A 26,678-nucleotide genomic window follows, 5' to 3' on the forward strand; every position below is an offset into this window, starting at 1 on the left:
GTGCCCCCGCAGAGCACGCTACCGGGCGGAGGGCGCCGTCAGGAGTCGGGGCCGATCAGGAGTCGAAGCCCAGCCCGAGCGCGTCGAGGGTCCGCAGCAGCGGGTTCCGCCGGCCGCCGTCGTGGTCGGCGCGGTCGAGCGACCAGCGGGTGGCCTGGATGCCCGCGGTCGCGAACGGCTCGGGCGGGAACGGCAGCGGGCGCTTGCGGACCATCTCCAGCTCGGTCCGCTCGGTCGGCTCGCCGGCCAGGAGGTCGAGGAGCACGTCGGCCGCGAAGGCGGTCGTCCCGACGCCGAGGCCGGTGTAGCCCGCGGCGTAGGCGACGCGACCGGCGAGCGCGGTGCCGTAGAAGGCGGCGAAGCGGGTGCTGGTGTCGATCACCCCGGCCCAGCGGTGGCTGAAGCGCAGGCCCTCGAGTTGCGGGAAGGTGGTCAGGAAGTGCGCGGCGAGGGCGCGGTCGGTCTCCGGGCGGTCCTCGTAGGCCGAGCGGATCCGGCCGCCCGGGTGGTAGACGGCGTCGTAGCCGCCCCAGAGGATGCGGTCGTCGGCGGTGCGGCGGTAGTAGTGGAACTGGTTGGCGACGTCGCTGAGGCCCTCGCGGCCGGTCCAGCCGATCGAGGCCAGCTGGGCGGCGTCGAGCGGCTCGGTCATCAGGACGTGGTCGTAGACCGGGACGGTCATCAGCCGGGTGCGCGCGAGCAGCGACGGGAAGGCGCTGGTGCCGAGGATCGCCTGATCCGCCGCCACGGAGCCGCCCGCGGTGCGGACGACCACGCCGGCGCCGTCGCGCTCGAGGCCGAGCACGCGGCTGTCCTCGTGGATCTCGACGCCGAGCTCCTCCGCGACCCGCGCCAGCTCGCGGACGAGCTTGCCGGGGTGCACCAGGGCGCACTGCTCGGCGGGCGCGGCGAGGCCGGCCAGGAAGGTCGGCGAGTCGACCAGGGCGCGCACCTCGGCGGTGTCGAGGAAGCGGCCGCCCGCGACACCGTCGCCGTCCGCGAGCGGGCCGACCTGGTACTCCTCCACCGCTACCGCGAGCGAGCCGGTGCGCTCGAAGTCGCAGTCCATGCCGTAGCGGGCGACGGTCGCCTCGATGTCGTCGAGGTTCCGCACCCCGAGCTCCTCGAGGCGGGCGGCCTCGGCGGGCCAGCGCGCGAGGCCGTTCTCACGGCCGTGGGTGAGGCTCGACTCGACGAAGCCGCCGTTGCGACCGGAGGCGGCCCAGCCGAGCGAGCGGGCCTCGAGCACCACCACGCGGCGGCTCGGGTCGCGCTCCTTCGCGCGCAGGGCGCTCCACAGGCCGGTGTAGCCGCCGCCGACGACCACCAGGTCGGCGCTGACGGCGCCGGCGAGGGCCGGGCGCGGGGCATCGGGGTCCTCGAGCCAGAACACCCCGCGCCGCGTGCCGGCCAGGGCGGCGTCGACGACGGTGGGATCGGGGGCGGATCGTTCGAAAACCGTGCTCGTGAGGGCCATAGTGCCTCCATTACGTCAGTTTCTTCGTCGTTTCGCAACCGGATCCGTCGTTCCGGCGCTGGACTCCCGGCCTGGTCGTCCGCCGCGGTCGTACACTGCGAGGGAAATCGGAGGGGACATGCGAGGACGCCGGCCGCGCGACGGGAGACGCGACGCGACGGCGACCCCTCCGGGCGCGACTCCGCCTGGCGCGACTCCGCCCGGCGCGACTCCCCCGGACGCCGTCGGCGACGCGCCGCACGACGTCTCCCCCGGCATGCGGATCGCCGCCGCCTGGGGCTGGCGGGTGCTGGCCGTCGCGGCGCTGCTCTGGCTCGTCGTGAAGCTCGTCGCGCTGGTGCCGGTCGTCGTGGTGCCGGTGCTGATCGCGATCCTGGTCACGGCGCTGCTCACTCCGCTGCGCGACCGGCTCGAGCGCTGGCGGCTGCCGCGCCCGCTGGCCGTGCTCGTCTCGATCCTCGCGCTCCTGCTCGCGCTGGTCGGCCTCATCGGGCTCGTCGTCGTCCAGTCCCGCGCGGGCTTCGGCGGCGTCGGGCAGCGGGCGCTCGACGCGGTCGACGACGTGGAGGCCTGGCTGCAGGGCCCGCCGCTCGGCTTCTCCGACGTGCAGCTCGGCGACTGGGCGCAGAAGGCGATCGACTGGGCCGACACCCAGGCGTCGACGATCGCCTCAGGGGCCCTCGCTGTCGGCTCGCAGGTGGCCGAGGTGTTCGCCGGCGCGCTGCTCACCCTGTTCTCGCTGATCTTCCTGCTGCTGGACGGCCGGCGGATCTGGACCTGGTTCCTCCGCCTGATGCCGCGCGCCGCGCGCCTGCCGCTGGAGACGGGGGCCGCGGCCGGCTGGCGGACGCTGAGCCAGTTCGTCCGGGCCCAGCTCGGGGTAGCGGCGATCAACGCGATCGGCATCGGGATCGGCGCGCTCGCGCTGCAGCTGCCGCTGGTCGTGCCGATCGCGATCGTGGTGTTCCTCGGCTCCTTCGTGCCGTTCCTCGGTGCGATCGTGACGGGGGCGCTCGCGGCGGTCGTCGCGCTGCTGTTCAGCGGACCGGTGGCGGCCCTGATCATGATCGGCGTCGTCGTCGTCGTGCACCTGCTCGAGGGGCACGTGCTGCAGCCGCTGATCCTCGGCTCGGCCGTGAAGGTGCACCCGCTCGCGGTCGTGCTGGGCGTCGCGACCGGGCTCGAGGTGGCGGGACTGGCCGGCGCGCTGTTCGCGGTGCCGGTGATCGCGACGCTGAACTCGGCGATCACGGCGATGCGGCACGATCCGGAGCAGCTCGACTCCGTGCCCCGCGATCCGGGGCGCTCCGCGTGAGCCGGCACCCCTTCGACCCGGCGGGCGTCCCCGGGTCGGCGGTCCTGCCCGCGCTCGCCTGCCCGGTCTGCGGGGCGCCGCTGGCGCCGGACGCGCTGCCGCGGCCGACTTTGCTGCGCTGCCCGGTCGGCCACAGCGCGGATCTGGCGCGCCAGGGCTACGTCTCGCTGCTGCGCGGCCGGCACGCCACCTCGGGCGACACCGCGGCGATGGTGCAGGCGCGCGAGGAGCTGCTGGGCTCCGGGCACTACCGGGCGATCCAGGACGCGGTCGCCGCCGCGGTGCCGGCGGACGCGCGGCTGGTCGTGGACCTCGGCTGCGGGACCGGCGCGTACCTCGCGGCGGCGCTCGAGGCTCGGCCGGAGGCGAGCGGGCTGGGGTTGGACCTGTCGGCGGCGGCGGCGCGCCGGGCCGCCCGGGCGCATCCGCGGGCCGCGGTGGCCACGGCGGACCTGTGGCAGCCGCTGCCGCTCGCCGACGGCTGCGCGGACGCGCTGCTGACCGTCTTCGCGCCGCGGAACGCGCCGGAGATGCGGCGGGTGCTGCGGGCGGGCGGCGTCGCGATCGTCGTGACACCGCGCGAGCGGCACCTCGGCGAGATCCGCCCGGTGTTCGGGATGCTCGGCATCGACGCGGGGAAGGCGGAGCGGCTCGACGAGCAGCTGCAGGGCTTCGAGCGGGTCGCGCGCGAGGAGCTGGACTACGCGGTCGCGATGACGCCCGGCGAGCTGCGGGCCGAGGTGCTGATGGGGCCGAGCGCGCACCACGTCGACGCGGCGGCGGTGGATGCGCTGCTGGCGGGCCGCTCGGCGACGACGACGGTGACCGTCGCGGTGACGGTGTCGGTGTACCGCGCGGGCTAGGCGGAGCGGCGCGGGGGCGCTGGTCGCCTCACGGATCTCCCCCTCTCACGACGGTGCCTCTCCAGGGAAGAGACGCTCGCGGACATGCTGGTCGAGTAGCCCCACAGGGGCGCATCGAGACCCACCGTCATCAGCAAGGCCGGTCTGCAGGCTCGTCCTTCTGACGCGAGTGGGTCTCGATACGCGCGCTGCACGCGCTACTCGACCAGCAAGAGAGGCGACACAAGCCGGTCGAGCACCCCGCAGGGCGGCCGTTCATGCTGGTCGAGCAGCCGCCTCCGGCGGCCCTCCCATGCTGGTCGAGTAACCGCCTTCGGCGGCGTCTCGAGACCCACCATCACTGACAGGTTCGGGAGCGGGTCTCCTCCACACTCGCGATCCGACGACGTTGTCCCCGATCAGCCCATGGTTCCGACCCGGTTGTCGGTGGCCCCTGATTCAATACGCGTATGTCAGAAGATGAGAACGCAGCAGCACTCGCGGAGGTGCGCAACTGCTTCGACGACTCCGCGGCCGCCGAGCGCGCCGCGTCCCCGACGCGCCTCAGGGCCGCAGAACGGATGCACCGCGGCTACCGCGTCGCCCTCACCGTCCCGGAGGCGTTCGCCCGCGGCGCGTCCCGGAGCGAGACGCGAGATCTCGTCGAGCGCTCCATCCGCGCCGAGCTCTCGGCGACGGTCGGCGTCTCCGAGCGGGAGGTCTCCCGCCGCCTCGAGACCGCCCAGATGCTGATGGAGCACCTCCCGCTCACCCGCGCGCTGCTCCGTGACGCGCGGATCCTCTGGGAGGCCGGCGAGGCGATCTGCAGGACCGCGAGCAGCCTCCCGGAGAACTCCCGCGCGGCACTCGACGAGCGCGCCGCCGACGCCGCCCTCACGATGACGACGACCCAGCTGCGCCGCGCCCTCAGCCGCTGGCGCGAGGAGCTGCACGAGCAGCCCCTCGCCGAACGGCACGCGCGCGCCCGGGAAGACCGCGCCGTCTGGGTCACGCCCGACGTCGACGGGATGGCGACGCTCTGCCTTCACGCCCCCGCGCCGGCGGTGATGGGCGCCTACGACCGACTCCGCCGCATCGCCCGCACCCTCCGCGACGACGGCGACCCCCGCACCCTTCAGCAGCTCAGCGCCGATGCCGCCGTCGACCTGCTCTGCGACGGCGACATCGCCGGCACCACGCCGAACGCCGAGCATCGCCCCGACCCGACCTTCGTCCCCGGTGTCCGCGCGGAGGTGCGGCTGACCCTCGCAGTGTCCACCGCCGCGGGTCTCGATGACGCCCCTGCGGATCTCGACGGCTTCGGGCCGGTCCCCGCCGAGATCGCCCGCGAGCTGATCCGCACGGCGGCCTCCTTCACCCGCGTCCTCACCGATCAGGACACCGGCGCCGTCGTGTCTGTCGGCCGCACCTGGCGCGTCCCGCCCGCGCAGATGCGCCTGCACCTCCAACTCCGCGATCAGACCTGCCGCTTCCCCGGCTGCACCCGGACTGCCGCGACCAGCGAGGCCGACCACACCCTCGAGTGGCGCAACGGCGGCGAGACGTCCCTCGAGAACCTCGTCAGCCTCTGCACGTCCCACCACCATGTCCGGCACGGAGAGCAGTGGAGCTACGACCGGATCGACGACGACGGGACGCTCGAGTGGACGAGCCCCACCGGCCGGCGGATCAGCAACCGGCCACCACCGCTGCCCGGGCGGCCACCGGACCGGCCGCCGGGGCCCCGGTTCGACAACGTGCCCGCGCCGTTCTGACGGGTGGTGGATCTCGATACGCCCGCTTCGCGGGCTGCTCGATCAGCAGGGGAGAGGACGTCGGCGACATCACCTGGCCCGCGTCGCATGCTGGTCGAGCAGCGCGCAGCGCGTATCGAGACTCATCGTGACCAGGCGTGCCGCCGAGGCTCTGACGCGCGTGGATCTCGATACGCCCACTGCGCGGGCTACTCGATCAGCAGGGGCGCGGAGCGCTCCGCTCGACCGGCCGCGGGTCAGTAGCTCTCGCGGTGGCGCTCCTGGTCGACGACGGCGGCGCGGTCGGAGAGGGCGCGCAGACCCGCGAGGGGCTGGGCCATCCGGTGATTGCCGCGGAGGACGGGCTCGGTGCGGTCGAGGAAGGCCCAGTAGCCGGCGGTGACCGGGCAGGCGTTCTCGCCCAGGCGCACCTTCGGGTTGAAGCGACAGCCGCCGCAGTAGTCCGACATCTTGTTGATGTAGGCGCCGCCGGAGGAGTACGGCTTGGTCGCGACGATCCCGCCGTCCGCGTGCTGGGACATGCCGATCACGTTCGCGGGCATCACCCACTCCGTGCCGTCGACGAAGACGTCGACGAACCAGTCGTTCAGCTCGGCCGGGTCCCAGCCGCGCTGCAGACCCCAGTTGCCGAGCACCATCAGCCGCTGGATGTGGTGCGCCCAGCCGTGGCGGCGCACGTCGTCGAGGGTCTCGTGCAGGCAGTTCGCCTCGATGCCGGCCGGATCGAGATCGAGCAGCTGCTGCGGCAGCGGGGCCTTCGCGCCGAGCGCGTTGCTGCGCTCGCGGTAGTCGGGGCCGAGGTGCCAGTAGAGGTGCCAGACGTAGTCGCGCCAGCCGAGGATCTGCCGGACGAAGCCCTCGACGCTCGCCAGCGGTGCGCCGCCGGAGGCGTGCTCGGCCGCGGCGGCGTCGATCACGGCGCGCGGATCGAGCAGGCCGAGGTTGAGCGGGGCGCTCAGCAGCGAGTGCGCCATCGTCCAGTCGCCGGAGAGCATCGCGTCCTCATAGGTGCCGAAGTCGCCGAGCCGCGACGAGAAAAAGTCGGCGAGCGCCGCCTCCGCCTCCGCGGGGGTCGCCGCGAACCGGCGCGGGCCGTCCTCGCCGACGAGGCGGATGGCGCCCTCGCGCTCCCAGCGGGCGAGGTCGGCGCGCACCTCCTCGTCGATGTCGTCCTCCTCCGGCCACCACGGGTCGGGCAGCCCGAGCCGCGACGCGCCCTTGGGCGGCGGGTTGCGGTTGTCGTGGTCGTAGTTCCAGCGGCCGCCCTCCGGCTGATCGCCGCGCATCAGCACCCCGGTGCGCTCGCGGCTCCAGCGGTAGAAGTCCTCGAGGAGGAGGCGCTTGCCGGACTTCGCGAGCGCCCACTCGCGGAAGTCCTCCTCCTCCGTGACGAAGCCGCGGCTGGGCAGGACGCTCATGCCCAGCCGGCGGGCGAGGCGGCGGCCGCCCCGGGTCGGCGGGTCGATCACCTCGAGGTCGTCGCGGCCCGCGAGCCCCTCGGCGAAGGTCTCGGCGCGGACGTACTCGACGCGGTCGCCGAGCTCGCGGCCGCGATGGCGCAGCGCCGAGAGCAGCAGCTGCGCCTTCGCGCGGTGCATCGGCCGCCGCCCGAAGGCCGAGCGGGCCTCGACGAGCAGCATCGGGCCGCCGTCGTCGAAGAGGGGGCCGAGCTGGCCGATGACGCTCCAGCGGGTGCGTGCAGTCCGTGCAGTCATGCTCGGAGGCTAGGCGGCGGCGGACGGGTCCCGACAGGAGTTGCGCTCGGGGCGGGGAACGGCGAAGTGCCCGTGTCGCGGACGTGCGCCGGATGTCAAGGTGCGCGGATGTGCAGCCGCGACGGCTTGCACCGGCGGACCGGGTGCAGGATCGTCGACTGCATCCACCCGACGCGATGAGGCGAGGAGCCCCGCCATGGCACACGACGACGAGTTCGAGACCACCACGACCACCGAGAGCGGCGGCACGACCGAGGAGACGACCCGACGCGGCCGCCACCTCGCGGACGGCGACGCGGACGGCCACGGCGCGGGCGGCCACGGCACCGACGGACACGGCACCCACGAACACAGCACCGACGGACACAGCACCGACACCTCGGCCGAGGGCGAGTACACCGAGACCGACGGCGTCTCGCACACCGACGGCGAGCGGGAGGGCAGCTACGTCGATACTTCCTCGCACGAGGAGTCGAGCACCGAGAAGGGCAGCTACGTCGACACCGAGGGCTCCGGCCCCGACTCCACCGGCGAGGGCGAGTACACCGACCGCGACGAGTAGTCCGAGGGTGCGGGTCGGCCGTCAGTGCTGGGCGGCCGCCCGCTCCGCCGCGATGAACGCGGCGATCGCGTCGGCGCCCGGATGATCGTCGGCGCTGATCGTCACCACCGCGTCGCCCGCGAAGACGAGCAGCTGGCCGTAGGCGCCGTGCAGGCGCCAGCTCGCGCCGGGGCCGTCCCAGCCGGCGAGGGCGTAGTGCCGGTAGCCCGGGCCGGTGCCCGCGGCGACCCACTCGGAGTGCATCAGGTCGCTCCACTCGGGAGCGAGGATGCGCTCGCCCCGCCAGACGCCGCGATCGCGGATCAGCCGGCCGATCCGGGCGGTCTCCTCCGTGCGGAGCGCCAGTCCGCTGCCGGCGACGATGCGGCCGTTCGGGCAGCGCTCCCACTCCGCGCCCTCGATCCCGAGCGGTCGCAGCAGGCGGCGGTCGACGTACTCGCCCACGTCGCCGACCCGCGTCTCCAGGAGCCGCATCGCGGTGTAGCTGCTGGCGTTGGAGTACTGGAAGACGGGCCCGGCGGAGGGCCGGCGGAGGAACTCGACGGCGAGGTCGGGCCAGTCCGTCATCAGGGTCGGCGACCAGGGCAGGTCGATGCCGCTGGTCATGCTGAGCAGCCGGCGCAGCGTGAGCTCGGCGACTCCCTCGCCCAGGTCCGCAGTGACATCAGCGGTCAGGGATCCCAGCGGCTCGTCGAGGGAGATCAGGCCCTCGTCGACGGCCAGGCCCGTGGCCAGCACGCAGACGCCCTTGGCGACGGAGTGCACGTCCTCGCGGACGTCCGGCGTCCAGCGGTGCTCGGCCGTGTCGTCGCCGATCAGCACGTGCAGGCCGTGCGCACCGAAGCCGACGGCGTCGATGTGCTCGACGAGGCGGTCGCGGAAGATCTGCGCTGCGGTCACCGGGACAGTCTGCCCGGCGCGGACGCTTCCTAAGATCGTGGGCATGGACGAGGACAGCGCGCGGGGCACCTGGCGGCGCGAGCCGAGCACCGTCGTCGTCGCGGACACCGGTGCGCCGACGCGCATCGCCGAGCCGTTCGCGATCGCGGCCGGCAGCGTCCGGCTCGAGGCGCCGCACGAGTTCGCGCCGCACCGGCACGCGCTGCACGAGCTGGTCTGGGTCCGCGGCGGCACCATGACCGTCCGGCTCGAGCACCGGATCCTGACCGTGCCGGACGGCTTCGGCGTCTGGATCCCGGCCGGCACGGAGCACGCCGGGCGGACGACCGCCCGCACCGCGCTCTGCGACGCGCTGTTCGATCCGGAGCGCTCGCCCGTGCCGATCACGTCGCCGGTCCTCGTCGAGATCACCCCAGTGCTCGCCGCGCTGCTCACCCGGCTCGCGCGGACCGACCTCGAGGCGGCGGCGCGACTGCGGGCGGAGGCGGTGGTCTTCGACGTCATCGCGCCGTCGGCGGAGCAGTACTCCGTCACCGTGCCGCAGGGCGAGCGGCTCGCGCCCCTGGTCGCGGCCCTCCTCGACGACCCGACCGACCGGCGGACGCTCGCCGACTGGGCGGAGCACCTCGGCGTCGGCGAGCGGACCCTCTCGCGGGTCCTCCGTGCGCAGACCGGGCTGTCGTTCCTGCAGTGGCGCCAGGCGCTGCGGGCGCACCGGGCGCTCGCGCTGCTGGCGGAGGGGCGCAGCGTGCAGGACGTCTCGGAGCTGATGGGCCACACGCATCCGAGCACGTTCATCGCGGCGTTCAAGCGGGTGATGGGGACCACTCCCGGCGCCTTCGCGCAGGATCAGCGCACGGCCGCTTCCTGACCGGTTGCGGCCGCACCTGGCCGGAACGCTCTATCCGGTGTCGTCGGCAGTCGATTGCGGACGGTGGGGCGGCCGCCTAGCCTGAGGAAGGTAAGCCAACCCTTACCCAGCGGATCCCCTCCCGCTTCCCCCTCCGACGCAGGAATCCGCTCCTCCCATGCCTCCCTCCCCCGAGCCCGCGCGCGCGCCCTCGCGCCTCGCCGGCACCGACCTCGTGCTCGGCTTCGGCCGGCGCACCGTCGTCGACGGTGTCTCGGTGCGGCTCGAGCCGGGGCGGGTGACCGCGCTCGTCGGGCCGAACGGCTCGGGCAAGTCGACGCTGCTGCGCGCCCTGGCGCGACTGCACGCCCCGAGCGGCGGCGCCGTCACCCTCGCCGGCGACCGGCCCGCGACCGCGCTGAGCAGCCGCGACTTCGCCCGCGAGGTGACCCTCTTCGCGCAGAGCCGCACCGCCCCGCAGGGCCTCAGCGTCCGGGAGGTCGTGGCCTTCGGCCGCCACCCGCACCGCCGGGCCTTCGCCGGGCCGTCCGCCCGCGACCGCGAGGCGGTGGAGCAGGCGATGGCCACCACCGGGGTGCTGTCGATGGCGGAGCGCGCGGCGGGCGAGCTCAGCGGCGGCGAGCTGCAGCGGGTCTGGCTCGCGGCCTGCCTCGCGCAGGAGACCGGTGTGGTGCTGCTCGACGAGCCGACCAACCACCTCGACCTGCGCTACCAGGTGGAGACGCTCGATCTGATCCGCGATCTCGCCGAGGGGCACGGGGCCGCCGTCGGCGTCGTGCTGCACGACCTCGACCACGCCGCGCGCGTGGCCGACCGCCTGCTGCTGCTCAGCGACGGGCGCGTCCTCGCCGAGGGCGACCCGCTCGCCGTGCTCACCGCCGAGCACATCGAGGCGGCCTACGGACTGCGGGTCGAGGTCGCCGTGGACGAGCGGACCGGACACCTGCGCATCGACCCCGTCAGCCGGCACAGCGTCCGCCTGCACGACCAGACCCCCGCCCGTTCCCGAGAGGAAACCGAAGAATGACCCGAGCCCCCCTCCTCCCCGCCGCCCTGGCCGCGGCCGCCGTCGGAGTGCTCCTGCTCACCGGCTGCGGAACCACCGCCGTCGAGAGCGCCGACGCGGCCGGCACCGTCGACTCCGCCGAGTGCGCCGCCGACGATACCGCGACCGCCACCGGCGCCGTCTCGCTCACCGACAGCCTCGGCCGCACCGTCGAGCTCGACGCGCCCGCCGAGCGGATCGTCGTGCTGGAGTGGCAGCAGACCGAGGACCTGCTGACGCTCTGCGTCGCCCCGGTCGGCGCCGCCTCGACCGAGGACTACGCCACCTACGTCAGCGCCGAGACGCTGCCCGCGAGCACCGCGGACGTGGGCGAGCGCGGCGAGCCGGACCTCGACACCCTCTACGGCCTCGACCCCGACCTGATCGTGATGGAGGCGTACAGCGCCGACGACGAGCTCCTCGCCCAGCTCGAGGAGCGCGACGTGCCCGTGCTCGCCACCATCGGCGCGGACGCGAGCGGCCAGATCGACAACATGAAGGAGGTGTTCTCGCTCCTGGGCGAGGCCACCGGCCGGAGCGAGCGCGCCGACGCGGTGCTCGCCGAGTTCGACCAGCACCTCGCCGACGCCAAGAGCGAGGTCGCCGAGGCGGCGCTCGCGACGCCGGAGTTCGTGTTCTTCGACGGCTGGATCGAGAGCGGCAACGTCGTCATCCGCCCCTACGGGAAGGGCGCGCTGTTCACCGAGCTCGGCGAGGAGCTCGGCCTCGAGGGCGCCTGGACCGACGAGATCAACGACTCCTACGGCAGCGGCGGCGTCGACCCCTCCTACGGACTCGCGCAGACCGACATCGAGGGGCTGACCGCGGTCGGCGAGGCGAACCTCGTCTACTCCAACGACGGCACGCCCGACAGCTACGTCACCGAGCTCGCCAAGAGCCCGGTCTGGTCCGCGCTGCCCGCGGTGCAGCAGGGCCGCGCCTTCGAGTTCCCGCCCGGCGTCTGGGGCGCGGGCGGACCGAAGTCCGGCGAGCAGGCCATCGACGCCTTCGTGGACGTCATCGTCGGCGAGTGACGACGACGCCGACCGCCGCCGAGCGCCGCGCGATCGCCCCCTCCGGGCGGCGCGCGGCGCTCGGCGGCGTCGGCGTGCTCGCGGCCCTCGCCGTCGCGGTCGTGCTCATCGGGCTCTGGCACCTGACCCAGGGCACCTCGGGCATCGGCGCGGACGGGCTCCTGCGCGCGCTGCTCGGCGAGGACGTGTCGGTCGGCGGAGTCTCGGCGGGCGACGTCTTCGCCGGCTCGCGGCTGCCGCGCCTGTCCGCCGGCATCGCCGTGGGCCTCGCCCTCGGCGCGGCCGGCGCGCTGCTGCAGTCGATCTCGCGCAACGCGCTCGCCTCCCCCGACACGCTCGCGGTGACCGCGGGCGCCTACTTCGCCCTGACCGCGGTGGCCGCCTTCTCGCTGACCGTGCCGCTCTGGGCGTCCAGCGGAGTCGCCTTCCTCGGCGGCCTCGCCGCGGCGGCGCTCGTGCTGGCGCTCACCGGGCGGGCCGCGGGCACCTCCAGCACCCGGCTGATCCTGGCCGGCTCGGCGATCGCGATGGCGCTCGACTCCGGCACCGCGATGCTGCTGATCCTCTTCCGGGAGAACACCACCGGGCTCTTCGCCTGGGGCAGCGGCTCGCTCGGGCAGCTCAACATCGACGCGTCGGCGCGCGCCGCTCCGCTGATCGTCGTCGTGCTCGCGCTCGCGCTGCTGCTCTCGCGCCGCCTCGACGTGCTCGGCCTCGGCGAGGACGGCGCCGCCTCGCTGGGCGTCCCGGTCCGCTCGACGCGGGCGCTCGCCGTGCTCTGCGCGGTCCTGCTCACCAGCACCTCGGTGACGCTGGCCGGTCCGATCGCCTTCGTCGGCCTCGGCGCCCCCGTCCTCACCCGGCTCCTGGCCGCGCGGGTGCCGGCGCTGCGCCGCCACGTCTTCCTGGTGCCCGCGTCGGCGCTGATCGGCGCCGCGCTGATCGTGCTCGCCGACGCGCTGCTGCGCGCGATCCTCAGCCCGGAGGGAGCCACGGCCATCCCGACGGGCATCCCCACCGCGGTGCTCGGCGGGCTCGTCATCGTGGTGCTCGCCCTGCGGATGCGCGACGCCGGTGCGGCGCGATCGGCGCGGACGGTCCGCTCGACGTTGCGGACGGCGCGGCGGTTCCGGGTCGTGCTCGGGGTCGTCGCCGTCCTGCTCGCCGTGACGATCGTGCTCGCCCTGCTCGCGGGGAGCCTGCAGCTGCGGCTCGGCGACGTCGTCCTCTGGCTGCAGAGCGCGGCACCGGATCTCGTCGCCCGCGCCCTCGACGAGCGGGCGCCGCGCATCGCCGCGGCCGTGCTCGCGGGCGGGGCGCTCGCCCTCGCCGGCACCGCCGTGCAGGGCACCGTGCGCAATCCGCTGGCGGAGCCGGGGCTGCTCGGCATCACGGCCGGCGCCGGGCTCGGTGCCGTGATCGTCGTCACTACCGGGCTGGGCGGCGGCGGCCGACCGGTGCTGATCGCGATGGCGATCGCCGCGGGGCTCGCGACCTTCGGCGCGATCGCGCTGCTCTCCTGGCGCGGCGGGCTGCAGCCGGACCGCTTCGTGCTCGTCGGCATCGGTGCCGGCTACGCGCTGAGCGCCGTGACCGCCTTCCTGCTGCTGAGCTCCGACCCGTGGCGCACCCCGCGGATCCTCACCTGGCTCTCCGGCACGACCTACGGCCGCTCGCTCCCGGACGTGCTGCCGGTCGCCCTCGGGATCCTGGTGCTGCTGCCTGTGCTCCTCGGGCTGCGCCGCCGGCTCGACCTGCTGGCGATCGACGAGGACACCCCGCGGATCCTCGGCGTCCGGCCCGAGCGCACCCGCCTGGGCGTGCTCGCCCTCGCCGCCGTGCTCGCCTCGCTGGCCGTCGTCGCCGTCGGCACGGTCGGCTTCGTCGGACTGGTCGCGCCGCACCTGGCCCGGACGCTGGTCGGCGCGCGTCACGGGCGCATCGTCCCGGTCGCGATGCTGCTCGGCGGCCTGCTCGTCCTCGTCGCCGACACCCTCGGCCGCACGCTGATCGCGCCGTCGCAGCTGCCCGCGGGGCTGATGATCGCGCTGGTCGGCGCGCCCTACTTCGTCTGGCTGCTCCGCCGCACCCGCGACTGAGCGAGGAGGTGGTAGGCGGCGCCGACGGCGAGCACCGCGAGGCCGCCCGCGATCGAGGCGGGCGGGAGGGTCGCCACGAGCAGGAGGCAGCCGGCGACGCCGACCACCGCCAGCGGGCGCGGGTAGCGGCGGTGCGGGGCCTCCTGGGTCAGCGCCGCGACGTTCGCGACCAGGTAGTAGAGCAGCACGCCGAACGAGGAGAAGCCGATCGCCGAGCGCAGGTCGGCGACGAGCACCAGGACGACGACGATCAGGCCGACGGCGATCTCGGCGCGGCGCGGGACGCTGCGGACCGGGTCGATCACGGCGAGCGCCCGCGGCAGATCGCCGTTCCGCGCCATCGCCAGGCTCGTGCGGCCGATGCCCGCGATCAGCGCGAGCAGCGCGCCGAGGCTCGCCGCCGCGGCGCCCACGCGGATCGGCACCGCGGTCCACGGCCAGGCGGCGGCCGCGTCGACGAGGGGCTGCGTCGAGGCGGCGAGCCGCTCCGGTCCGAGCGCCGCGAGCAGTCCGGCGCCGACGACGGTGTAGAGCAGGACCGCGAGCACGAGGGCGCCGAGGATCGCGCGCGGGATCGTGCGGGCGGGGTCGCGCACCTCCTCCCCCATCGTCGCGAGGCGGGCGTAGCCGGCGAAGGCGAAGAACAGCAGTCCGGCCGACTGCAGCACGCCGTAGGCGTCGAAGGGGCGATCGGCGCCGGTGACGGACGCCGGTCCGGACGCCGCGGCCGCCGCCATCGCGACGACGAGCACCACGAGCACGATCGAGAGCAGGATCCGCGTCGCGAGCGCCGTGCGGGTCACCCCGAGCACGTTCACCGTGACGAGCGCCACGACCGCGGCCGCCGCGACCGGTCGCTCCCAGCCCGCGGGGGCGGCGTACGCGGCGACGGTCAGCGCCATCGCGGCGCAGCTCGCGGTTTTGCCGACGACGAAGCTCCAGCCGGCCAGGAACCCGGGCCACTCGCCGAGGCGCTCCCGGCCGGAGAGGTAGGCGCCGCCCGAGCGCGGGTACTGCGCGGCGAGCTGCGCCGTGGACGAGGCGTTGGCCCAGGCGACGAGCGCGGCGAGCGCGAGGCCGACCAGCAGCCACGGCCCGGCCGCCGCAGCCGCGGGGGCGAAGGCCGAGAAGAGCCCGGCGCCGATCATCGAGCCGAGCCCGATGACGACGGCGTCGCGGAAGCCCAGGCGGCGGGCGAGGGAGGCGTCGGCTGTCACCGGACCGTCATAGCGCACGCGGGGAACGCGCGGGTTAACCTGGGCGTCCGCGCCGAGACCGGGAGGCTCCCATCCGCATCCTCATCGTCGACGACGAGATCAATCTGCTGGGCGCGCTCGAGGCGGGGCTGCAGGGCGAGGGCTTCGCGGTCGACACCGCGACGAACGGCACCGACGCGCTCTGGCTCGCGCAGGAGGCGGAGTACGCGGCGATCGTGCTCGACCTGATGCTCCCCGACATCAGCGGCTTCCGCGTCTGCGAGCGGCTGCGCGCGGCCGAGGACTGGACGCCGATCCTGATGCTCACCGCGAAGGACGGCGACCTCGATCAGGTCGAGGCGCTCGACACCGGCGCGGACGACTACCTGACCAAGCCGTTCTCCTTCCCCGTGCTGGTGGCGCGGCTGCGAGCGCTGATCCGCCGCGGCGCCGCCGAGCGGCCGACCGTGCTGACCGTCGGCGACCTCGTGCTCGATCCGGCCGCGCGCCGGGTGGAGCGGGGCGGGGTCGCGATCCCGCTCACGGCCCGCGAGTTCAGCGTGCTGGAGTACCTCGTCTCGCGGGCGGGCGACGTCGTGTCCAAGCGCGACGTGCTCGGCGCGGTCTGGGACTTCGACTTCGACGGCGATCCCAACATCGTCGAGGTCTACATCCGGACCCTCCGCAACAAGATCGACCGGCCGTTCGGCCGCGAGACGATCCGCACCCAGCGCGGCGCGGGCTACTCGGTGCTGCCGTGACGAGCCGCACCGGCGGGACGACGCGGCGGCGCTCCCTGCGCTCCCGGATCACGCTCGCGGCGACCGCCGTGGTCGCCCTCGCGGCGGTGCTCGGCGCGGCCGGCTTCCTGCTGGTGCTCTCCTCCGTGCTCGCCGGCAGCGCCGCGACGGCCGCCGAGGCCGAGGCGGAGCGGGTCGCGACGCTGGTCGAGCGCGGCGGTGCCGACGCGGTCCGGGCCTCGGAGGGCGTGGTCCAGCTGGTCGTCGAAGGGCGCGTGGCCGCCGCGGGCGAGGACGCCGACGACCTGCCGGCGCTCGCGACCGAGGAGCGCGACGAGCCGTTCACGACGACGCCCGCGGACGAGGATCCGCTGGTCGTCGCGACCCAGGAGCTCGACGACGGCGCGCTCCTGGTCGTCGGCGTGCCCGACGAGGGCCGCGGAGAGGCGCTCGCGACGACCGCGGGCCTGCTGGCCGTCGCCGTCCCGCTGCTGGTCGCCTTCGTCGCCGCGGTCTGCTGGATCGTCGTCGGCCGGGCGCTGCGGCCGGTGGACCGGATGCGCGCGGAGGCGGACGCGGTGACCGCCGCGGCCCTCGACCGCCGCGTCGCGGAGCCCGGCTCGGGAGACGAGATCGACCGGCTCGCGCAGACCCTCAACCGGATGCTCGGCCGCCTCGAGGACGGCCAGGAGCGGCAGCGCCGGTTCGTCTCGGACGCCTCGCACGAGCTGCGCTCGCCGGTCGCGGCACTGCGGCAGAGCGCCGAGGTCGCGCTCGCGCACCCCGACCGGCTCGACGCGGCCCGGCTGGCGACGACCGTCGCCGAGGAGTCGGTGCGGATGGGCGGGCTGATCGAGGGCCTGCTGCTGCTCGCGCGCGCCGACGAGGCGCGGCTGGCGGTGCTCGCGGCCCCGGTCGACCTCGACGACCTGGCGCTGCGCGAGGTGCGGCGGCTGCGCGACTCCGGGATCGCCGTGGACGCCTCGGGCGTCTCGCCGGTGCAGGCGGTGGCGGACGAGGCGCTGCTCGGGCGGGCGCTGCGGAACCTCGTCGACAACGCGGTGCGGCACCGGGCCGCGCGGCTAGCGATCGCGACCCGCGGGGACGGCGACTCCGCGGTGCTGGTCGTCGACGACGACGGGCCGGGGATCCCGGCGGCCGACCGCGAGCGGGTGCTGGAGCGCTTCGTGCGGCTGGACGAGGGGCGCGCCCGCGACGCCGGCGGCTCGGGTCTCGGGCTCGCGATCGTCGCCGAGATCGCGGCGGCGCACGGCGGGAGCGTCGCGATCGAGGAGTCGCCGTGGGGCGGCGCGCGAGTGACGCTGCGGGTGCCGCTGCGCTGACCGGCGCCGGGCCCGATCCGCTTCAGGCTGGCTTCAGCGGCGCCGCGGGACAGTGGCTGCGGCGTCGAGGACCGGCGCCGGAGACGGAGCGGATCATGAAGAAGAAGACCGGGATCATCGTCGGAGTCGCGGGCGCGATCGTGCTCGTCGGAGCCGGCACGGGCATCGCCTTCGCCGCGACCGACGGCTTCGAGCGCTCGGACGCGCTGACCGGCGCCGACCTCGACCGCGCCAGCGAGGTCGCGATCGCCGAGATCGGCGGCGGGACCGTCACCTCGGCCGAGCGCGACGACGACGGCACGCCGGGCTACGAGCTCGAGCTGCGCGGCGACGACGGCCTCGAGTACGACGTCCGGCTCGACGACTCCTTCGGCGTGCTGGTCGTCGACCCGGACGACGACGCGGTGCGTGGCACCGGCGGCAGCACGAACGACGGCACGGACGACGGCACGACCGGCACCACCGGAGACAGCACCGACGACAGCACCACCGGCGCCACCGCGGCGGTCGACCCCGACGACCTCGTCGGCGAGGAGCTGACCCGCGCGAGCGAGGCCGCGATCGCCGCGGTCGGCGGCGGCACGGTCACCGAGGCCGAGCGCAGCGACGACCCCGACCACGCCTTCGACGTCGAGGTCACCCGCGCCGACGGCACGGACGTGGACGTCGACCTCGACGCGTCCTACGCGGTCGTCCGCACGGAGGAGTAGGACGCGGGAGCGGAGGGGCTCAGCCCTTCCCCGGGCCGTTCCCGTTGCCGGGGTTCTGCCCGCTCTCCGGGCTGCGGCCGTTGCCGTTCCCGCCGCCGTTCCCCGGTCCCTCGACCGGCTCCTCGACCGGAGCCTGCGTCGCGGGCGCCTGCACAGCGGGCGCACCGGCGGCCGGCGTCGTCGCGGCAGGCGCCGGCGACTCCTCCTCCGGAGGCTCGGTCGGCTCCACCGGCTCGGTCTCCTCGGGGCTCGGCGACGGCTCCTCCTCGGGAGTCTCCACCGGCGCGGGCGTCTCCTCCTCCGGGGTCTCCTCGGCCGGCGGCTCCTCCTCGACGGGAGTGGTCTCCTCCGGCTCGGGCTCGGTCGACTCCTCGGGCTCCGGCACGGCGGCGATCAGCGCCGCGAGGTCGGCGCGCACGAGGTCGGCCTGAGCCTGGATCGACGTGGCCCGGTCCTCCCGGACGTTCCCGCCGGCGACCGCCGCGTCGAGCGTCGCCTCGAGCGCGTCGAGCTCGGTGAGCGCTCCGGCCCAGTCGTCGGCCGACGCCTTCTCGGCGACCGCCACGACCGCGTCGTCGAGCGCCTGCGCGGTGCCGTCGTCGATCGACGGATCCGCGGCGGAGCAGCCCGACAGCACGAGGACGGCGGCGAGCACCGCACCCCCGGCCCGCAGGCGCAGACCTGTCCGATTCCCGCCCCTCACGAGCGGATGCTCTCGCGCAGCTGACGGAGGTGCTCGCCGAGCTCCCCGTCGACGGCGGGCAACGGCGACTGCGGACCGTCGAACAGGACGATCACGAGGCCGACCGCGACGGCGACCAGCGCGAGCACCACGACGATCAGCCACGGGCTCGGCCCGGTGCGGCGCCGGGCGACGGCGGCGGGCGGCGTGACCCCTGCGCTCGGCGCGACCCGCGTGGTCGTCGCGGTCGCGGCGCCGGGCAGGAGCTCGGTCGCGCCCGCGGGCAGCACCGACGTGGCGTCGAGCAGCTCGGTCGCCGCGGACGTCGGAGCGAAGCGCTCGGTCGCGGGCATCCGCTCGGTCGGCGGCGGCCCGGCGGGCTCCCGGACCGGCACATCGGGGACGACGATCGCCGTCGGCGGTCCGTCGCGGCGCGGATCGATCAGCGCCCGCGCCGACTCCGCGACCTCGATCGCCGACGGCCGCTCGGCCGGCTCGCGCCGCGTCATCGCGTTCAGCAGCGCCGACCAGCCGCCGCCGAGCGAGTCCGACACCTCCGGGTCGCGCAGCAGGCGCGCGAGGGTCACCTCGATCGCCGATCCGGTGAAGGGGCGGCGCCCGGTCAGCGACTCGAGCAGCACCAGGCCGAGGGAGTAGACGTCGCTCGCCGAGGTCAGCACGTCGCCGTGCGCCTGCTCGGGGCTGAGGTACGCGGCGGTGCCGATCAGGGTGCCGGGCGAGGTGATCCGGGTGGCGTCGATCAGATAGGCGATGCCGAAGTCGGCGAGCTTGGGGCGGAACTCACGGCTCGTCAGCGGGCTCGGCACGAGCAGCACGTTCGAGGGCTTCACGTCGCGGTGCACCACTCCGGCCGCGTGCACCGTGTGCAGGGCCTCGCCGAGGTCGGCGGCCATCGACGCGACGTCGTTCGGCAGGACGGGCCCGCTGGCCAGCCGCTCCGCGAGACTCGGCCCCTCGGCGAGCTCCATCACCATGTAGGCCTGGCCGCCGGTGTCGTCGCCGCCGTCGTCGGCGTCGTAGAGGGTCACCAGCGCGGGGTGGTTGAGGGCCGCGAGCAGCCGGATCTCGGACGACTTGCGCTGCAGGTCCTGCGCGTCGTCGATGCCCGGCGCGAACATCTTCAGCGCCACCGAGCGGCCGAGGATCTCGTCGCGCGCCCGGTACACGGTGGCCATCCCGCCCCGGCCGATCAGCTCCTCGATCGTGTAGCGACCGCCGATCGTCGTGCCGACGACGCGGTTCTCGCCCGTTCGGTGGGATGACACGGTTCCTCCTCGGGCGGATGCTGCGGCAACGCCGCGCCCCCCGGTGCGACCGTCTCCCCAGGGTAGTACGTCCGTCTTCCGAGCCGCAGGGCTCGACTCGGGGCCCGCGAGCTGTCAAGCGGGTGCCCGCCGGTGGGCCCGCGCGTAGCGTGGCTGGTCCCGACGAAAGGCAGAGGCACATGGACGAGCACGAGCAGGGATCGACGATCGGTGCGACGGACGGAGCGGCTCCGGCCACGCGGACCAGCAGCGAGCAGGTCGAGAAGGACCGCGCCGAGTCCCCCGGCAGCGAGCGCGAGACCGAGGTCCGCCAGGACCAGGACCCGACCACCAGCCGGACGGAGGTCTCCGGCTCGGCCGAGGTCGTCTCCGTGCCCGGCACCGGCGGCGCCGACGACGTCGGCACCGTCGAGGTCGACCCCGACGAGGTCAGCCTGAACGGCAAGCCGTTCCCGGGGCACGCCGGAACGAAATGATCCGGCCCACCCCGGGAACCCTGCCCATCAGCCGGCTCCGCCGGCGGGCGGGCCACGCCGGAACGAAATGATCCGGCCCGCCCCGGGAACCCCGCCCATCAGCCGGCTCCGCCGGCGGGCGGGGCACAACGGAACGAAATGATCCGGCCCACCCCGGGAACCCTGCCCATCAGCCGGCTCCGCCGGCGGGCGGGGCACGCCGGAACGAAATAGTCGCTCCGCACGTCGTGTCGAGCGACGGATCCGCTTCACGTCTCAGCAGTGAGGGAGAGGACGCGCGGCGTCCGCTCATGCTGGTCGAGTAGCCCCGCAGGGGCGTATCGAGACCCGCCGTCCCCGAAAGGGCGGTCTGCAGGCTCGCCTACCGACGCGAGTGGATCTCGATGCGCCCGCTCCGCGGGCGACTCGATCAGCATGCTGCCCCGACGTGCTCGGCGATCTCTCCCGGCTCGCTGAACGCGCATCGTCCCGGAGGCGCTCAGCTCCTCTCGGGCCGCCCGAACCGGAACGGGCGTGTCTCCGACTCTTCTGGCGCTGCGCTCGGCCGGAGGTGTGACTCGAGATACTCCGTCAGTCGCCTCGACGAGTGCGCAACCGCTTCGAGTCGGAGGGACCGGAGCGTGTCGACGTCCATCTCGCTCCACCGGAGTGTGAAGCCGGCACGATTTGCGAGCATGGTGACGAAGGCGCTCTGGCTTCGAGTGTTGCCGTCCCGGAAGGGATGCAGAGCGGTGATCTCGCCCCAGTGATCCGCCAGCCCCTCGGCGAAGTCACGCAGGTCCCTCCCATAGAGCCAGTCGTCGTCCTCGAGGCGCTGGAACTCCTTCTCGATCTGCTCGACGAGGAACTCCGGCCGGCAGTACGCGATCCCGGTTCCGCCTGCCTGGACGTCCACGTCGCGAAGCTCACCGGCGAAGGGGTACACCGCTGCGAACAGACGTCGGTGGACGTCTTGCAATTGCGCGAAGTCGAACCGGTCCGGAAGCGGCTCCCGCCGAAGTGCCGCCCACTCGATCGTGGCGAAGTCGTTGAGAGCCTCGTCGAGATCCGCACTGCTGCGGAGACCGAGCAGATTGATCAGGACGCCCCCGGAGCCCGGATAGGTGTAGTGGTCGTCGCCGTTCACACGGCGTACTTCGCGCGCAACTCCCGTCGAGCATCCTCGATCGAGCGCTTGCCGGTCAGAACCTGGCGACCGCGCTCGAGCGTCTCCTCCGAAGGGAAATGGCCGGCGAGCTGCTGGCCCTTGGTGATCTCCGCCATGATCTCGTCGATCGACGCGGGCAGGTCGACTCGGCCGGGCACGACAGGCGCATCGGACGTCGGGACACCCGGGGAGACGCGTGCGAAGACCATTCACCAAGGCTACTCGCCCCAGGCGCTGAGCGTCGGAGAGGAGCCCTGGGTGGCGCGCGATCCGAGAATCGTCCCGGGCTCGTCGAGCGGGAGGTCCTACGCGACCGGGTCGAGCAGGCCCGGGTCGTGGCGGTCGACCGTCCGCGCGTTGTTCACGCGGCGGTCGACCGGGTACGCCGTGATGGTCGACGCGACCGCGACCGACGCGCGATCGAGGGTCGCGAGCATCTCCTCGCTGGAGGCGAGCGGGTCCGGGCTCAGCCAGGCGTCCCGGACGTCGGGCGTGAGGAAGACGGGCATCCGGTCGTGCACCTCGCCGGAGGCGTCCCGCGCCTCGCGGGTGATGATCGTGAAGGAGACCCGCCACTCGTCGCCCTCCTTGCGCGCCGCGTAAAGGCCCGCCGCGGCGAGGATCGGCTCCTCGCCGTGCAGGAACCACGGCTGCTTGCCGTCGGCGCGCGCCTCCCACTCGTAGTAGCCGCGCATCGGCACGATGGCGCGCTGCTTGGCGAACGCCCCGCGGAACAGCCCGTTCGAGGCGACCGTCTCGAGCCGCGCGTTGATCGGCGACGGCCCCTTCCCCTTCGCCCAGGACGGCCGGAACCCCCAGGAAGCGAGCTCGATCTCGCGCTCCAGCGACTCCTCGTGCCGGTGCTCGCGCACGATCGGCGCCGCATCGGTCGGCGCGACGCTGAAGTCGGGCGCCCAGTCGGCCGCCCGGCCGCCCGCCGCGACGAACTCCGCGATCAGGGCGTCGGTCTCGGAATCCATCGCGAAGCGTCCGCACATGCGGGCGACACTACGCCGGACCGCCGACAGCGGCGAGGACGGGATCGCGCCGGCCGCGCCGGATCGTCGCGACCGCGAGGCCCGCGACCATCACCGCGCCGCCGATCAGCACGCCGGCCGACGGGACCTCGCCCAGGAGCACCCACGCCGACAGCACGCCGACCACCGGCACCAGCAGCGTGAACGGCACGACCGAGGCGGCCGGGTAGCGGGCGAGCAGCGAGTTCCAGATGCCGTAGCCGATCAGCGACGCGAACACCGCCGTGTAGAGCGTGCTGAGGATCGCCAGGAGCGAGAGCCCCTGGAGTGCCGTCGCGATCGCGGGCCCGCCGTCGACCAGCAGCGAGAGCAGCAGCGCCGGGATCGGCACGACCAGCGCCGACCAGACCACCAGCGAGAGCCCCGAGGCGCCCTTCGCCCGCCGGGTCAGCACGTTGCCGATCGCCCAGGAGAGCGCGCCGCCGAGGCAGACCACGAACGGCAGCCAGGGCGCGACGGCACCGTGCGAGAGGGCGACGACCACGAGTCCCGCGACGCCGACCACCAGGCCGATGCTCTGCCGCCGCGTCGGCCGCTCCTTCAGCAGCACTGCGGCGATCAGCACCGTCAGCACGATCTGCGCCTGCACCACCAGCGACGCGAGCCCCGCGGGCATCCCCAGCGCCAGCGCCAGGTAGAGCAGCGCGAACTGCCCCAGGCTCATGAACGCGCCGATGGTCGCGACCGTCCGCAGCGGCGCCTGCGGCCGCGGCACGAGGAACACGGCCGGCACCGCGACCACCGTGAACCGCATCGCCAGGAACAGCAGCGGCGGCACGTCAGCGAGCCCCACGTCGATCACGACGAAGTTCAGCCCCCAGAGCAGCACGACGAGGAGGGCGAGGAGGCTGTGCCGGCGGGTCATCGCCGGTCGCCGACGACACGGCTCTTCGCCGACCAGAAGCGCATCAGCGCGCCGGCCGCGATCGAGCCGGCCGCGCCGGCCGCGAGGTCGCCCAGCGTGTCCTCGTAGCCGACGAAGATCGACGGGTCGACGAAGCGGTGCCCGGCCCACTCGCCCCACTCCCAGACCACGCCCATCGACAGGCCGAAGCAGGCGCAGAGCACGATCGCCGGGGCGAGCGGTCCGCGGTCGCCGGCCACCGTCGGCACCACGCCGGCGCGCGCGGCGACGATGTACGCGACGGCCGCGACCAGCCCGTTCAGCACGAAGTGCACGACGAGGTCCCACGACGCCCAGGCCTGATAGAGCCCGAGCACGCTGCTCCAGGACGCGACCAGCAGAGCGAGTCCGAAGGCGGCGTCCAGCGCCGGCCGGATCCCGAGGAACCGCGGCAGCACCAGCCCGATCGCGGCGAGGGCGAGCACGGCGACGTCGACGAGATCCCAGCCGATCATCGCGGCGACGATGCTCATAGCACCGAGGGCGCGGACCGCGTCGGCGAACCACTCGCCCCGGGTGCGCGGGGGCTCCATGAAGGTCGAGATCAGGACGGGCTCGTTCTCGGGGCGGGCTCTCACGGCGGGTCGGGTCACGGCTTCGTGAAGCGGAGGACGGCCTGGACCGCCTCGTGGTCCGAGCCCGGCGCCGTGTCGTAGCGGGTCGCGTTGATCGCCGCCGAGACGACCTCGAAGGCCCCGGCGCTGACCGTGAGCCAGTCGATGCGGCGGCCGGCCTTCGGCGGGCGGTAGTTGGAGTAGGTGCCCCAGTGCGGGGTGAGGTGCGTGCCGGCGACGACCCAGGAGTCCGCGAGCCCGCCCTCGTCCAGCAGCGCCCGGTACGGCTCCGTGCCGACGTCGGTGTTGGTGTCGCCCATCACGATCGCGGGCCGGCCGAGGTCGGTGATCCGCTCGGCGACCAGCTCGGCCGAGCGCAGTCGCGAGCGCCGCGAGAGGTGGTCGAAGTGCGTCGCGACGACGGTGAACTCGCGGTTCGTCGCGTGGTCGGTCAGCTCGGCGATCACCGCGGTGCGCGGGATCCGGTTGCCCCAGCTGCGCGAGCCGGCGACGTCCGGAGTCGCGGACAGCGCGATCTGCGACCAGTCGCGCACGGCGAAGCGGCTCCGGTCGACGAAGAGCATCACCCGCTCGCCGCCGCGGTCGGCGTCGCGGCCGAAGCCCATGCCCTCGAAGGAGGCGCCGAGCGACTCGTGCACCCACTGCGCCTGATCGGGCAGCGCCTCCTGCACCGCGAGGATCGACGGGCTCTCCTCCTGCAGCAGCCGGCGCACGAGGGGCTTCCGGCGCTCCCACTGGTCGACCGCGCGGGCGGTCAGGCGGGGCATGCGGCGGCGGATGTTGTACGTCATGACGTGGAGCTCGGGCGCCGGGATCGGACCGATCAGGGGGGACGGGTCGGTCATGCCTCCACCCTACGGCGGCGATCCGAGCTGCTAGGGAGGCTTGCGGAGTCGCTCCCGCGCACCCCTACTCTTCGAGGATGACCCTCTCGCCCGCTCTCGCGGCCCTCTCCGACGCCTCGTTCGTCTCGCTCACGACCTTCCGGAAGACGGGGGTCGGAGTGTCGACGCCGGTGTGGATCGCCCGGGACGGCGCGGACCTGATCGTCACCACGCCCCGCAAGAGCGGCAAGGTCAAGCGCCTGCGCAACGACCCGCGGGTGACCCTCGTCCCGTGCGACCGCCGCGGCCACGTCGCCGACGGCGCCACCGTCCTCGAGGCGGAGGCGCACATCGTCTCCGACGCCGACACCGTCGAGCGCCTCGGCCGCGTCTTCCTCCGCAAGTACCGCCTCGAGTACCGCGTCTTCATGGTGATCGAGCGGATCGTCTCCCGCGGCGACCGCACCCGCGTGATGCTCCGCATCGCGGACCGCTGAGCGCCGGAACGGGTGGCGCCGGTAAAGTAGAGGAGTTCACGAGGGAGGTTGGCATGGCGCACGCACTCGGGGCGATCACGCCCGATCACGCTGAGGTCGATCAGCACCTGATGTTCGCCGAAGCTGCTCTTTCGCTGGCAGGACACGAGGTCACGGATCCCGCACTACTCGCGATCATCGAGCGTGCCGCGCGCCATGAGCTGACAGGGGACGAGGCCGTCGCTGCGATTCGGCGACACATTCAGGGCTGATGTCCCTCGGTTCCACCTTCCGTACCTGGGATGACTACTTCATTCCGGGTACGACTGTTCTGCGCAACAAGTTCACAGGACCGGGCAAGCCCTACGGCGAGACGGATCCGGTGAAGCTGCGTGCGATGGAGGAGGCGATCACTGCTGTCCGCATTCGAGAACTGCACGAGAACCCCGTCAAGGGTCGGTTCGACTACGCGCACATGAAGGCGATCCATCGTGCGATCTTCCACGACGTGTACGCGTGGGCGGGCCAGGAGCGGGTCGCTCCGGTCGGCGCGCGCATGACGAAGGACGGGCACGCCTACTACCCTGCCGGCCCGGCCCTCTCCGAAGCGGCGGATGCCGAGTACGCGAAGCTCGCTCGCAAGGATCATCTCCGTGGTCTCGGACTGGAGGAGTTCATCGATGAGCTCGCCGAGAGCTGGGGCGAGCTGAACGTGATCCACTTCGCGAGGGAGGGCAACACCCGCACACAGTTCGTGTTCTTCTCACAGCTCGCCGAACAGGCGGGCTACCAGATCGATGCAGCACTCTTCGCGCCCGGAGCGCCACTGCGCGACGCCTTCGTGGAGGCGAGGTTCCACAGCCAGGACACCGGCAGCAACGAGGACCTCGCAGCCGTCCTCCGGCAGGCCGTCGCACCCCTTCCGGGTGGTGCCGACGCAGGATCGAAGTGATCGCCGGCATTTCGCCAACAAGCTGTTGGCGAAATGCCGTGGGGACGCGGGAGCGGCCCCTCCATGCTGGTCGAGCAGCCCCGCAGGGACGCATCCGTGCGGATCGAGCAGCCCCGCAGGGGCGTATTCATGCTGGTCGAGTAGCCCCGAAGGGGCGTATCGAGACCTACGTCCTCAGCAGGGCGGGTCTGCAGACTCTGGTGCTGACGGTGGTGGATCTCGATACGCCCGCTCCGCGGGCTACTCGATCAACATGGATGTCCCGCCTACACCCCGGCCGGCGGTGGGGGATAGGGCTTCGGCCGCGGGGCGCCGCGGCACTACGGTGGGGCGTCGTCCGCCGGTGCCCATCGCGCCTCCCGCGCACGCCGGCGCACGCAGAAGGAGCACGTATGAGCATCGGAGCAGGGATCTTCCTCCTCGTCGTCGGCGCGGTCCTCGCGTTCGCCGTGGACGTCCAGGTGGCCGGAGTCGACCTCAAGCTGGTCGGCTACATCCTGATGGCCGCCGGAGCCGTGGGCCTCATCCTCGGCCTCGTCCTGATGACCCGCCGCCGCCAGGCTGTCTCGACCACCCGCTCGGCGGTCGACCCCGCCAGCGGCGAGCAGGTCACCCGCCGCACCAGCGAGGGCAACGGCCCCGTCGTCTGACCTCGGAGAACGACGAGAGGGGCGTCACCGGCATCACCGGTGGCG

The 26,678-nt window shown here is 73.9% G+C and carries 28 protein-coding genes; 16 read left to right on the plus strand and 12 right to left on the minus strand.

The annotated features are described in order from the left end of the window. Positions 1-55: 55 nt before the first annotated feature. Positions 56-1,477 carry an FAD-binding oxidoreductase gene (locus EDF35_RS03470; RefSeq protein WP_133960732.1) on the minus strand — a complete coding sequence of 474 codons (1,422 nt, stop codon included), beginning with the start codon at positions 1,475-1,477 and terminating at the stop codon, positions 56-58. A gap of 118 nt (positions 1,478-1,595) precedes the next feature. Here EDF35_RS03470 and EDF35_RS03475 point away from each other — a divergent pair, with 118 nt between their 5' ends. The 3 genes from EDF35_RS03475 (at position 1,596) to EDF35_RS03485 (ending at position 5,409) form a co-directional block, all read left to right on the plus strand. Then, on the plus strand, positions 1,596-2,792 hold the full coding sequence (locus EDF35_RS03475; protein ID WP_133960733.1) for an AI-2E family transporter: 1,197 nt from the start codon (positions 1,596-1,598) through the stop codon (positions 2,790-2,792). Beyond that, on the plus strand, positions 2,789-3,655 hold the full coding sequence (locus EDF35_RS03480) for a methyltransferase domain-containing protein (protein ID WP_133960734.1): 867 nt from the start codon (positions 2,789-2,791) through the stop codon (positions 3,653-3,655). Before EDF35_RS03475 ends, EDF35_RS03480 begins: the two co-directional genes overlap by 4 nt. Before the next feature lie 449 nt (positions 3,656-4,104). Continuing rightward, a complete protein-coding gene (locus EDF35_RS03485) occupies positions 4,105-5,409 on the plus strand; it encodes an HNH endonuclease signature motif containing protein (protein ID WP_133960735.1) in 1,305 nt (434 codons plus the stop codon). Positions 5,410-5,645: 236 nt separating this feature from the next. Here the strand turns inward: EDF35_RS03485 and EDF35_RS03490 are convergent, their stop codons facing one another. Beyond that, positions 5,646-7,124, minus strand: coding sequence for a cryptochrome/photolyase family protein (locus EDF35_RS03490; RefSeq protein WP_133960736.1), 1,479 nt, complete (start codon positions 7,122-7,124; stop codon positions 5,646-5,648). Between the two features lie 196 nt (positions 7,125-7,320). Between EDF35_RS03490 and EDF35_RS03495 the strand changes: the two genes are divergently transcribed. Then, positions 7,321-7,686 carry a hypothetical protein gene (locus tag EDF35_RS03495; RefSeq protein ID WP_123734858.1) on the plus strand — a complete coding sequence of 122 codons (366 nt, stop codon included), beginning with the start codon at positions 7,321-7,323 and terminating at the stop codon, positions 7,684-7,686. Between the two features lie 21 nt (positions 7,687-7,707). Here EDF35_RS03495 and EDF35_RS03500 read toward each other — a convergent pair whose 3' ends face one another. After that, a complete protein-coding gene (locus tag EDF35_RS03500; RefSeq protein ID WP_123734857.1) occupies positions 7,708-8,586 on the minus strand; it encodes a serine hydrolase in 879 nt (292 codons plus the stop codon). Between the two features lie 43 nt (positions 8,587-8,629). On the opposite strand from EDF35_RS03500, the gene EDF35_RS03505 reads away from it, so the two are divergent. The 4 genes from EDF35_RS03505 to EDF35_RS03520 all read left to right on the plus strand — a co-directional run bounded on the left by EDF35_RS03505 (position 8,630) and on the right by EDF35_RS03520 (position 13,635). Beyond that, positions 8,630-9,457 (plus strand): helix-turn-helix transcriptional regulator, encoded by an 828-nt coding sequence (locus EDF35_RS03505; RefSeq protein ID WP_123701697.1) that lies wholly within the window; start codon positions 8,630-8,632, stop codon positions 9,455-9,457. 157 nt (positions 9,458-9,614) lie between these two features. After that, positions 9,615-10,484, plus strand: coding sequence for an ABC transporter ATP-binding protein (locus tag EDF35_RS03510; protein WP_133960737.1), 870 nt, complete (start codon positions 9,615-9,617; stop codon positions 10,482-10,484). Beyond that, the gene (locus tag EDF35_RS03515) at positions 10,481-11,536 is read left to right on the plus strand and encodes an ABC transporter substrate-binding protein (RefSeq protein WP_133960738.1); all 1,056 of its coding nucleotides are present in this window, start codon (positions 10,481-10,483) and stop codon (positions 11,534-11,536) included. Before EDF35_RS03510 ends, EDF35_RS03515 begins: the two co-directional genes overlap by 4 nt. Beyond that, positions 11,533-13,635: an iron ABC transporter permease gene (locus tag EDF35_RS03520; protein ID WP_133960739.1), complete on the plus strand. Its 2,103-nt coding sequence runs from the start codon at positions 11,533-11,535 to the stop codon at positions 13,633-13,635. The genes EDF35_RS03515 and EDF35_RS03520 overlap by 4 nt, the downstream gene beginning before the upstream one ends. Here EDF35_RS03520 and EDF35_RS03525 read toward each other — a convergent pair. Further along, entirely contained in the window at positions 13,599-14,852 is a 1,254-nt protein-coding gene (locus EDF35_RS03525; protein WP_133960740.1) for an APC family permease, read from the minus strand. The two genes, EDF35_RS03520 and EDF35_RS03525, sit on opposite strands and share 37 nt — an antisense overlap. A gap of 71 nt (positions 14,853-14,923) precedes the next feature. Between EDF35_RS03525 and EDF35_RS03530 the strand changes: the two genes are divergently transcribed. The 3 genes from EDF35_RS03530 to EDF35_RS03540 all read left to right on the plus strand — a co-directional run bounded on the left by EDF35_RS03530 (position 14,924) and on the right by EDF35_RS03540 (position 17,624). After that, on the plus strand, positions 14,924-15,592 hold the full coding sequence (locus EDF35_RS03530; protein WP_123701685.1) for a response regulator transcription factor: 669 nt from the start codon (positions 14,924-14,926) through the stop codon (positions 15,590-15,592). Beyond that, on the plus strand, positions 15,589-16,914 hold the full coding sequence (locus tag EDF35_RS03535; RefSeq protein ID WP_133960741.1) for an ATP-binding protein: 1,326 nt from the start codon (positions 15,589-15,591) through the stop codon (positions 16,912-16,914). The genes EDF35_RS03530 and EDF35_RS03535 overlap by 4 nt, the downstream gene beginning before the upstream one ends. Before the next feature lie 95 nt (positions 16,915-17,009). Next, positions 17,010-17,624 (plus strand): PepSY domain-containing protein, encoded by a 615-nt coding sequence (locus EDF35_RS03540; protein WP_133960742.1) that lies wholly within the window; start codon positions 17,010-17,012, stop codon positions 17,622-17,624. Positions 17,625-17,643: 19 nt separating this feature from the next. Here EDF35_RS03540 and EDF35_RS03545 read toward each other — a convergent pair whose 3' ends face one another. Both EDF35_RS03545 and EDF35_RS03550 read right to left on the minus strand, forming a co-directional pair. Beyond that, on the minus strand, positions 17,644-18,327 hold the full coding sequence (locus EDF35_RS03545; RefSeq protein ID WP_133960743.1) for a hypothetical protein: 684 nt from the start codon (positions 18,325-18,327) through the stop codon (positions 17,644-17,646). Next, entirely contained in the window at positions 18,324-19,592 is a 1,269-nt protein-coding gene (locus EDF35_RS03550) for a serine/threonine-protein kinase (protein WP_133960744.1), read from the minus strand. Before EDF35_RS03550 ends, EDF35_RS03545 begins: the two co-directional genes overlap by 4 nt. 179 nt (positions 19,593-19,771) lie before the next feature. On the opposite strand from EDF35_RS03550, the gene EDF35_RS03555 reads away from it, so the two are divergent. Next, positions 19,772-20,068, plus strand: a complete 297-nt coding sequence (locus EDF35_RS03555; protein WP_123734405.1) for a hypothetical protein — start codon at positions 19,772-19,774, stop codon at positions 20,066-20,068. Between the two features lie 478 nt (positions 20,069-20,546). Here EDF35_RS03555 and EDF35_RS03560 read toward each other — a convergent pair whose 3' ends face one another. The 6 genes from EDF35_RS03560 to EDF35_RS03585 all read right to left on the minus strand — a co-directional run bounded on the left by EDF35_RS03560 (position 20,547) and on the right by EDF35_RS03585 (position 24,576). Further along, the gene (locus tag EDF35_RS03560; protein WP_133960745.1) at positions 20,547-21,194 is read right to left on the minus strand and encodes a Fic family protein; all 648 of its coding nucleotides are present in this window, start codon (positions 21,192-21,194) and stop codon (positions 20,547-20,549) included. Next, on the minus strand, positions 21,191-21,424 hold the full coding sequence (locus EDF35_RS03565) for a hypothetical protein (protein WP_133960746.1): 234 nt from the start codon (positions 21,422-21,424) through the stop codon (positions 21,191-21,193). Before EDF35_RS03565 ends, EDF35_RS03560 begins: the two co-directional genes overlap by 4 nt. Positions 21,425-21,520: 96 nt before the next feature. After that, the gene (locus tag EDF35_RS03570; protein WP_133960747.1) at positions 21,521-22,213 is read right to left on the minus strand and encodes an SOS response-associated peptidase; all 693 of its coding nucleotides are present in this window, start codon (positions 22,211-22,213) and stop codon (positions 21,521-21,523) included. Between the two features lie 10 nt (positions 22,214-22,223). Beyond that, positions 22,224-23,117: an EamA family transporter gene (locus EDF35_RS03575; RefSeq protein ID WP_133960748.1), complete on the minus strand. Its 894-nt coding sequence runs from the start codon at positions 23,115-23,117 to the stop codon at positions 22,224-22,226. After that, positions 23,114-23,749 carry a hypothetical protein gene (locus tag EDF35_RS03580; RefSeq protein WP_133960749.1) on the minus strand — a complete coding sequence of 212 codons (636 nt, stop codon included), beginning with the start codon at positions 23,747-23,749 and terminating at the stop codon, positions 23,114-23,116. The genes EDF35_RS03575 and EDF35_RS03580 overlap by 4 nt, the downstream gene beginning before the upstream one ends. Beyond that, positions 23,746-24,576 carry an endonuclease/exonuclease/phosphatase family protein gene (locus tag EDF35_RS03585; protein WP_123701662.1) on the minus strand — a complete coding sequence of 277 codons (831 nt, stop codon included), beginning with the start codon at positions 24,574-24,576 and terminating at the stop codon, positions 23,746-23,748. Before EDF35_RS03585 ends, EDF35_RS03580 begins: the two co-directional genes overlap by 4 nt. A gap of 77 nt (positions 24,577-24,653) precedes the next feature. On the opposite strand from EDF35_RS03585, the gene EDF35_RS03590 reads away from it, so the two are divergent. The 4 genes from EDF35_RS03590 to EDF35_RS03605 all read left to right on the plus strand — a co-directional run bounded on the left by EDF35_RS03590 (position 24,654) and on the right by EDF35_RS03605 (position 26,633). Further along, the gene (locus tag EDF35_RS03590) at positions 24,654-25,052 is read left to right on the plus strand and encodes a PPOX class F420-dependent oxidoreductase (protein WP_133960750.1); all 399 of its coding nucleotides are present in this window, start codon (positions 24,654-24,656) and stop codon (positions 25,050-25,052) included. 53 nt (positions 25,053-25,105) lie between these two features. After that, a complete protein-coding gene (locus tag EDF35_RS03595) occupies positions 25,106-25,303 on the plus strand; it encodes an antitoxin VbhA family protein (RefSeq protein ID WP_123701658.1) in 198 nt (65 codons plus the stop codon). Next, a complete protein-coding gene (locus tag EDF35_RS03600) occupies positions 25,303-25,983 on the plus strand; it encodes a Fic family protein (protein ID WP_123701656.1) in 681 nt (226 codons plus the stop codon). The genes EDF35_RS03595 and EDF35_RS03600 overlap by 1 nt, the downstream gene beginning before the upstream one ends. 392 nt (positions 25,984-26,375) lie before the next feature. Further along, positions 26,376-26,633, plus strand: coding sequence for a DUF6458 family protein (locus EDF35_RS03605; RefSeq protein WP_133960751.1), 258 nt, complete (start codon positions 26,376-26,378; stop codon positions 26,631-26,633). Positions 26,634-26,678: the final 45 nt, after the last annotated feature.

Source organism: Rathayibacter sp. PhB151 (assembly GCF_004366415.1).
Lineage (GTDB): Bacteria > Actinomycetota > Actinomycetes > Actinomycetales > Microbacteriaceae > Rathayibacter > Rathayibacter festucae.

Bases quoted from the DNA above. Each gene is read 5' to 3' on its own strand.
- EDF35_RS03470 (WP_133960732.1), bottom strand. From the start codon at position 1,477: ATGGCCCTCACGAGCACGGTTTTCGAACGATCCGCCCCCGATCCCACC.
- EDF35_RS03475 (WP_133960733.1), top strand. From the start codon at position 1,596: ATGCGAGGACGCCGGCCGCGCGACGGGAGACGCGACGCGACGGCGACC.
- EDF35_RS03485 (WP_133960735.1), top strand. From the start codon at position 4,105: ATGTCAGAAGATGAGAACGCAGCAGCACTCGCGGAGGTGCGCAACTGC.
- EDF35_RS03490 (WP_133960736.1), bottom strand. From the start codon at position 7,124: ATGACTGCACGGACTGCACGCACCCGCTGGAGCGTCATCGGCCAGCTC.
- EDF35_RS03495 (WP_123734858.1), top strand. From the start codon at position 7,321: ATGGCACACGACGACGAGTTCGAGACCACCACGACCACCGAGAGCGGC.
- EDF35_RS03505 (WP_123701697.1), top strand. From the start codon at position 8,630: ATGGACGAGGACAGCGCGCGGGGCACCTGGCGGCGCGAGCCGAGCACC.
- EDF35_RS03510 (WP_133960737.1), top strand. From the start codon at position 9,615: ATGCCTCCCTCCCCCGAGCCCGCGCGCGCGCCCTCGCGCCTCGCCGGC.
- EDF35_RS03515 (WP_133960738.1), top strand. From the start codon at position 10,481: ATGACCCGAGCCCCCCTCCTCCCCGCCGCCCTGGCCGCGGCCGCCGTC.
- EDF35_RS03540 (WP_133960742.1), top strand. From the start codon at position 17,010: ATGAAGAAGAAGACCGGGATCATCGTCGGAGTCGCGGGCGCGATCGTG.
- EDF35_RS03555 (WP_123734405.1), top strand. From the start codon at position 19,772: ATGGACGAGCACGAGCAGGGATCGACGATCGGTGCGACGGACGGAGCG.
- EDF35_RS03565 (WP_133960746.1), bottom strand. From the start codon at position 21,424: ATGGTCTTCGCACGCGTCTCCCCGGGTGTCCCGACGTCCGATGCGCCT.
- EDF35_RS03570 (WP_133960747.1), bottom strand. From the start codon at position 22,213: ATGTGCGGACGCTTCGCGATGGATTCCGAGACCGACGCCCTGATCGCG.
- EDF35_RS03575 (WP_133960748.1), bottom strand. From the start codon at position 23,117: ATGACCCGCCGGCACAGCCTCCTCGCCCTCCTCGTCGTGCTGCTCTGG.
- EDF35_RS03585 (WP_123701662.1), bottom strand. From the start codon at position 24,576: ATGACCGACCCGTCCCCCCTGATCGGTCCGATCCCGGCGCCCGAGCTC.
- EDF35_RS03590 (WP_133960750.1), top strand. From the start codon at position 24,654: ATGACCCTCTCGCCCGCTCTCGCGGCCCTCTCCGACGCCTCGTTCGTC.
- EDF35_RS03595 (WP_123701658.1), top strand. From the start codon at position 25,106: ATGGCGCACGCACTCGGGGCGATCACGCCCGATCACGCTGAGGTCGAT.
- EDF35_RS03600 (WP_123701656.1), top strand. From the start codon at position 25,303: ATGTCCCTCGGTTCCACCTTCCGTACCTGGGATGACTACTTCATTCCG.
- EDF35_RS03605 (WP_133960751.1), top strand. From the start codon at position 26,376: ATGAGCATCGGAGCAGGGATCTTCCTCCTCGTCGTCGGCGCGGTCCTC.